The 4,863-nt window shown below is 65.7% G+C and carries 4 protein-coding genes; 1 reads left to right on the top strand and 3 read right to left on the bottom strand.

Annotation, left to right across the window (positions count from 1 at the left end):
- Positions 1-95: 95 nt before the first annotated feature.
- From AC5E6L_RS03345 to AC5E6L_RS03335, 3 genes are all read right to left on the bottom strand, one after another.
- Positions 96-1,172: a branched-chain amino acid ABC transporter permease gene (locus AC5E6L_RS03345; protein WP_491230274.1), complete on the bottom strand. Its 1,077-nt coding sequence runs from the start codon at positions 1,170-1,172 to the stop codon at positions 96-98.
- On the bottom strand, positions 1,169-2,107 hold the full coding sequence (locus AC5E6L_RS03340; protein ID WP_491230276.1) for a branched-chain amino acid ABC transporter permease: 939 nt from the start codon (positions 2,105-2,107) through the stop codon (positions 1,169-1,171). Before AC5E6L_RS03340 ends, AC5E6L_RS03345 begins: the two co-directional genes overlap by 4 nt.
- A gap of 275 nt (positions 2,108-2,382) precedes the next feature.
- Complete coding sequence (locus AC5E6L_RS03335; protein ID WP_491771283.1) at positions 2,383-3,747, bottom strand: substrate-binding protein; 1,365 nt, start codon at positions 3,745-3,747, stop codon at positions 2,383-2,385.
- 178 nt (positions 3,748-3,925) lie between these two features.
- Here AC5E6L_RS03335 and AC5E6L_RS03330 point away from each other — a divergent pair.
- Positions 3,926-4,863, top strand: a 938-nt coding sequence (locus AC5E6L_RS03330) for a helix-turn-helix domain-containing protein (protein WP_491771281.1), incomplete at its 3' end; no start/stop codon positions are given.

The following is a 4,863-nucleotide window of genomic DNA, read 5'->3' as shown; positions in this document are numbered from 1 at the left end:
AAAATGGTCTCGGCCGATGCGGCCGGGCGCGGCGGGGGCGTGAGATTGGCGGCGGCCGGAGCCGATGTCTGAACCTGGTCCATGCTCACTCCCCCTTAGCCAAGGTTCCGGTCGCGCGCCGCGTCCGGCTCCATGTCCGGCACATTGTGCCGGCGCGCGCGCACCCTGTGGCCCGTCGCCTTCCAGACCATCTGCCCGAGCTGGACGAAGCCGCCGGGCAGGAAGATGACGACCAGCACGAAGACGATGCCCAGCACCAGCTTCCACTGGTCGCCGATCGCCGCCTGGATGACGTTCTCGAAATACATCAGGAAGCCGGCGCCGATGATCGGCCCGAACAGCGTGCCCACGCCGCCGATGACCGACATGATCACGACTTCGCCGGACGTCGACCAGTGCAGGAACTTGGTCGCCACATAGGGCTCGTAGACCACCATCAGGAAGCCGGCGACGCCGGCGAAATGCGCCGAGATCATGAAGGCGGCCATCTTGTAGGCCCACACATTGACGCCGGTATATTGCAGACGCATCGGGTTTTCCTTGATCGACCGCAGCATCAGCCCGAAGGCGGAATTCTTGATCATGCGCGCGACCGCAAAGCCGAAGATCAGCATGAACGCGCCCATGTAGAACACGTAGAGCCCCTGCATCGGCATGCCGAGCAGGGTCGGCGTGGTGCGCATGGTCAGCCCGTCATAGCCGCCCGTGAACGGCGCGAAGATGGCGAGCGCGGCGGCGAACATCATCTCGGCGAAGGCCAGCGTCAGGATCGAGAAGTAGATGCCGGTGCGGCGCAGCGACAAAAAGCCGATCGCCGCCGCCAGCACCACCACGCCCACCTGCGAGGCGATGAAGGCGACGATGATTTCGGAGGTGTGGTCGCGGAAGACGTAGCCGGTCACATAGGCCGCGCCGCCGAAGAAGGCGGCGTGGCCGAACGACAAAAGGCCGGTGAAGCCGAGCAGGATGTCGAAGCCCACCGCGAAGATCGCCCACACCATGATCTTGGTCGCAAGGCCCTCATAGCCGCCCAGCAGCGGCAGCCAGAACGGCATGGACAGGACGATCGCCGAGAAGATCAGGAGGATCGAGGCTTCCCGGCCCATGGCGCGCATGCCGGCCCCTGTTGCGGCGGCGGGGCGGACGGGAGCGCTGACGGTTCGTGTGCTCATTCGAACACTCCCTTCTTGCCGAACAGGCCGCGCGGTCTCACCAGAAGGACGATGACGGCGATCAGATAGATGACGATCTGCTGAAGATCGGCGATCTCGGCCGAAAAGCTCAGCGCCATGCCGATCAGGATCGCGGCCACCAGCGCGCCCGACAGCGAGCCCATGCCGCCGATGACGACGACCAGGAAGGAGGGCACCAGAAGCGCCATGCCGACGCCAGGCGTCACCTGGGTGATCGGCCCGCCGAACACGCCGGCAATGCCCGCGATCGCCGCGCCAAGCCCGACGACGATGGCGAATTTCTGCGCGATGTTGATGCCCAGGAACCGCAGCATCTCCGGGTCGCGCATGCCGGCCCGCACGACCAGGCCGAACCGGGTGAACTGCAACAGGGCGAAAAGGCCCGCCACGGTCGCCAGCGACACGCCGATCAGGATCACGCGCCAATATTGATAGGTCACGAACCCGTCGATGAACGGCAGCCACAGGGCCGGCGCCTCCTGGAACACCGGGACCGCCGGGACCGCGCTCCAGTCCGAATAGAACACCATCAGCCCGTCGCCCCATTCGGGCAGCACGAACGGGATGTTGTTGGCGCCGAACCACCATTTCATCACTTCCTCGACAACGATGGCAAGGCCGAAGGTGATCAGGATCTGGTCGGTGTGGGGACGGGTGTAGAAATGCCGGATCAGGCCGCGCTCGAAGACGATGCCGACCAGGAACAGCAAAAGCGGCACCAGAACGATCGCGACCGCGAAACCGGCCTGGGCGGCGATCGTCACCGCCGCATAGATGGCGATCACATAGAGCGCGCCATGGGCGAAATTGACAAATCCCAGCGTGCCGAAGATCAGCGTCAGGCCAAGCGCGATCAGGGCGTAGATCGCGCCGAGCTGCAACCCCGTCAGCACCTGTAGGAAAAAGGCGTTGATGTCCATATGGTCCTCCGGCGCGCCGTGGGTGGCGGGAGCCCGTCATGCCCCTTGCGTCGGCGCGGCGCCGGGCGGCGGGCACCCGGCACCGGGGTTCGCGCCGACCGCCGCCAGTGTGGTGGATTTGAAGTTCCTATCCTTGTTTCAGCGAACCCGTCACGGAAACCTCAAATCCAAAGAGCACATCAGATACAATAGCTTATCCGGTATCCTTATCGAATCCGAAGTTCGCACCGAGCCCGCTGCAAATCCAGCGAACTTCAGATTCGGGGACGCTAGGCGGTCGAGCAATATGGCCCCAGTTCCCCTTCGAACGTGTCGACCGGATATTCGACCGTCGCGCGCGGCACCTCGGCGACGATCTGAAGCAGGTCGAATTCGGAGGCGCGCTCGGAGGCCGACTTGCCGCGCACCAGGAACACGTCATGGAAGGACTGATGGTCCTCGGCGCGGTAAAGGCTGGGCGAATTGTAGCCGTCGCCTTCATATTCGTGATCTTCGAGCGCGGCGATGACCTCGGGCGCATAGAAGGTGCCGGCCCGCTCGCAGGCATCGGCATAAAGGATCACCTGAACATAGCAGGTGTGCGCGGCCTGGCTCGGCGGGAAGCCGTACCTTTCGGTGAAGCTGTCCACGAACGCCTTCGCGCCGGGATTGTCGAGCGACCAGTTCCAGTTGGTGGTGCCGAACACACCCTCGATATTGTCGCCGGCGCCCTGCGCCATCAGGCGCGAATAGAGCGGCACGACAAGCTCGACCTGGCGGCCGTTCTTCTGCATGTCGCGAATGCCGAACTGCACCGCCTGGGTCACCGAGTTGACCATGTCGTTGCCGTAATGGTTCAGCATCAGCACGTCGGCGTCCGAGTTCACGAACGCGGTCAGGAACTGCGAATAGTCGGTGGCGCCCAGCGGGGTGGAGATCCGGTTGACCGTCGACCAGCCCTGCGCCTCGGTCGCGTCCTTCATGGCGCCCGAGGTGGAGTGGCCCCAATTATAGTCGGCGACCAGGTGGAAGGCGGCGCGGTCGGTGCCGTAATTGTCGGCCAGCACCGGCCCCAGCGCCAGGCCCGTCATATGGCTGTTGAAGAACTGCCGGAAGCCGTAGCGCCGGCGGTCCTTGCCGGTGGTCTCGTTGGCGTGCGTCAGCCCGTTCATGAAGACCACGCCCAGTTCCTGGGCCAGCGACTGGGCCGCGACGGCGGTCGCCGACGACGAGCCGCCATTGAACATGATCACGCCGTCGCGCTCGATCATGCGCCGGGCCACCTGGCGTGTGGCGTCGGGATTGGTCTGGTCGTCGCCGGTGACGAACGTCACCTTCTTGCCCAGCACGCCCTGGCCGGTCAGCGCCAGCGGCTGTAGCGTGTTCAGGATGCCGCCGCCCTCGTTGATATGCTGGACGGCCAGTTCCTGCGCCCGCAATTCGTCGGCGCCCTCGTCGGCATAGGCGCCGGTCTTGGGCACCGAAAAGCCGAACACCACCTCGGGCCCCTCCACGGGGAAATTGCCGAGCGTGGCGCACGTGCCCTGCGCCCACGCGTTCCTGACGAAGACATGAGGCGTCGCCAGCGCGCCGGCGAGCGCGGCGCCTGCTCTGAGCACGGATCGGCGAGACGCGCTGCGTTTTGTAAACTTCATGATGATCCTCCCTGATCACTCCCCGGACATGCGCCGCGCACCCGCGCGCCCTCCACGCCTTGATGCCAGGATAGAACGGCAATCAAAGAGCTGAAACGGCAATCGCGGGCAGTCCGGCATTTGTGTTAACTTGCGGATGTCGCCTTGTCGGGGCTGTAAATATGTTTACAATCCGGGCATGTCGCGCATCCTGATCGGCCAGAGAATCCGCGAGCGCCGCCGCGCGCTCGGCATGGCCCAACGCGAACTGGCCGGGCGCCTTTCGATCTCGACCGCCTATCTGAGCCTGATCGAGAACGACAAGCGGCTGATCGCCGGCGCGCTGCTCAAGCAGGCGGCCGAAGCGCTCGACGTGGACCTGGAGTTCCTGTCGGCGAGCCGGGACGCGCGCCTTGCCGATGAGCTCGCCGAGCTGACGAGCGCGCTGGACCTCGTCGATCTGGCCGGTGAGGCGTCCACCGACCTGGCCAGCCGCCATCCACAATGGGCCCGCACGCTGATCCGGCTCAATCGCGACCGGCAGGAGGCGCGAGACGCCGCGCTCGCCCTGTCGGATCGGCTCAACCGCGATCCGGCACTGGTCACGCTCAGCCACCGGACGCTGACCGAGATCACCGCGATCCGCTCGGCCGCCGAGATCCTCGCCCAATATCCGGGACTTGAGCCGGCCGAACGCCAGCGTTTCGTCGATATCATCGCCAAGGCGTCGGACCGGCTCACCGCCAGCGCCCGCGCCATGCTCGACATGCTCGAAGGCCCGGACGCGACGACCCCGGCCGCAACGCCCGCGCGCGAGGTGGAGGACTTCATCATCGATCACGGCAATTTCTTTGCCACCATCGAAGAGGCCGCCCCGCGCATCGTCGATACATTGCCCGGCCACGGGCTCGGCCTGAGCGCCGTTCTGGCCGCGCGCCTGGAAGATCGCCACGGCGTCACGGTCGGCCGTGGCGAGGCCGGCGCTTCTTGCGGAGACGCCATCGTCCTGCCCGCGGGCGCGCCGGAGGCGACGGTCCGTTTCACGCTGGCGCGCGAACTGGCGGCGCGCGAACTGGCCGATGCGATCGAACAGATCGCGGCGACGGCTAGTTTCTCGTCGGACCAGGCACGCACGCG

It is taken from the genome of Roseitalea sp. (assembly GCF_984466335.1).
This window is presented reverse-complemented; position numbering and strand designations above follow the sequence as displayed.